This is a genomic window from Endozoicomonas sp. SESOKO4, assembly GCF_024606275.1.
Genome location: NZ_JAHHPS010000677.1, coordinates 1 through 1794, shown reverse-complemented (window position 1 = coordinate 1794; position 1794 = coordinate 1). Strand labels below are relative to the sequence as shown.

Sequence of the window (1794 nt, the reverse complement as noted above, 5' to 3'; positions counted from 1 at the left end):
GGCATGCTCAACCATGAGGATGTGAAAGAAGTGCTGGGCTGGCCGGAATGGAAAGACAAGGATAACGAGTTCAATATATTGCTGTTTCGCGCATTCTCGTCCATGAACAGTGGCAGAGGCACACTCAAACACGACGACGTGAAGGAGGTGCTGGGCTGGCCGGAATGGAAAGATAAGGATGGCAAGTTTGGTATGGAGCTTTTCCGCGCTTTCTCTTCCATGAATAGTAGCAAAGGCATGCCCAAACATGAGGAAGTGAAAGAAGTGCTGAGCTGGCTGGAATGGAAAGACAAGGATGGCGAGTTCAATATTGAACTGTTCCGCGCTTTCTCGTCCATGAATAATTGCAGAGGCTTGCTAAAACATGAGGAAGTGAAAACAGTGCTGAACTGGCCGGAATGGAAAAACAATGATGGTGATTTCAGTATGGAGCTGCTCCGCTGTTTTTCCTCCATGAATAATAGCAAAGGCACGCCCCGGCATATAGAAGTAAAAGAGATGATGGGCTGGCCGGAATGGAAAGACAAGGATGGTGAGTTCAGTATAGAGCGGTTCCGATCTTTCTCGTCCATGAATCATAACAAAGGCATACTAAGACACGAGAGAGTGAAAGAGGTACTGGGCTGGCCGGAATGGCAAGACGAGGATGGAGAGTTCAATATGGAGCGTTTTCGCGCCTTTTCGTCCATGATGAATAGCAGCAAAGGCAAGCTCAAACATGAGGTAGTGAAAGAGGTGCTGGGCTGGCCGGAATGGAAAAACAAAAATGGTGAGTTCAATATGAAGTTGTTCCGCGCCTTTTCTTCTATAAATAACGGTCAGGGCGTGCTCAAATATAAGCAGGTCAAAGAGGTGCTGAGCTGGCCGGAATGGAAAGACGAGGATGGCAAGTTCAGTATGGAGCGGTTCCGCGCTTTCTCGTCCGTAAATCATGGCCGGGGACTGCCCAAACACGAGACAGTGAAAAAAGTGATGGGCTGGACACGTTGCGGTGGGGCATCCAGTGATCTGCTTCTGGAAATTATAACCAGACTCTGGAAGTCAGAAGGGCTACCTGCTACTGAGGTGCTGCAACACCAGGAAACACAACTGAAACAGTGGCTTTTTACAGAATTTACTGAAAATGATAGCGACTTAGAGGATGAAGAGGACGACAAATACAATCTCCAGACAAAAACAGTTGCACTTTACCTTTCCACCTCTAAGCCTGACTGGTCACTGAACTGGGCTGCTTTAAAGCAATTTCACCAACTCCTTGAAAAGACTCAAGCCGTTCCGATGCTGGAATCATTAATAAAGCTTCTGTCTTCTTATGGGGGAAAAGGTATCGAGCACTACCTCCGGGCTAATCGACAGGACCGGGATTTTTTGTGGCGTTACTCGGGTAAAGCTGTGCCTTTGCACCTGTTAAATAAGTCAATGATTCTGTTTTCTTCCAATGAATTGAGGGCGCGTTTTGTCTACTTTGTCAAGCGGCTGAAGTCATTGCCGGATAAAAGCTTATGGGATCAGTACTCGGCCCGGTTACAACCATTATCGGGAGTCTTGAAACACGACTACATGAAAAGACTCTACTGGGAAATCCTGCAACCCCTGACAAAGGAAGATCAGCTGCGTTTTCTGGACGCGAGTCATGCCGAAGCAGTATTCAACCTGTTTCCCTCGTTGAGCGCTCTGCATAAACTCGGCAAAGAGCATTCCTCTCAATCGTTAAAACGACTGCTTGAAGCCTGCCTTGGACTAAAAACCCATGACATCACCAAAGAAGGCATCCAGATACTCTTTGAAGCGCTA

At 47.3% G+C, this 1794-nt stretch carries 1 protein-coding gene; it reads left to right on the top strand.

The window, feature by feature from the left end:
• The coding region (locus KDK16_RS13185) for a hypothetical protein (RefSeq protein WP_257276478.1) at positions 1-1794 on the top strand (1794 nt) is incomplete at both ends.